Here is a 288-nt window from a genome sequence, read left to right on the forward strand (position 1 = left end):
GCTCCCCCCGGAGGGCCTCCCGCTCCGCCCGGCACCGCTCTTCCGCCCGGGAAAGCTCGGCCTCGAGGCGGGCCGCCTCCTCCGCCTTGGCCTGGGCCTGGTCCTCGAGGTCCCGCAGGGGCCCCTCGTCCACCCGCCGGGCGATGGGCTCCCCCTCCTCCACCCGGTCCCCCGGCTTCACCAGAAGCCCCGAGAGGGAGGGGAGGGAGAAGACCAGGGGGTGGAGGGTGGGCAGGGCGGGGAGGGCGGGGAGCTCCAAGGAGGCCTCCTCCCCGGGGGCGAAGGCCG

Annotated in this window: 1 pseudogene; it reads right to left on the reverse strand. The window is 77.8% G+C overall.

The features are described from left to right. Positions 1-288, reverse strand: a pseudogene (locus tag ACYQ0J_RS00730) (metal-dependent hydrolase); the annotation flags it as partial.

The sequence above is a fragment of the Thermus sp. FJN-A genome, assembly GCF_054655095.1.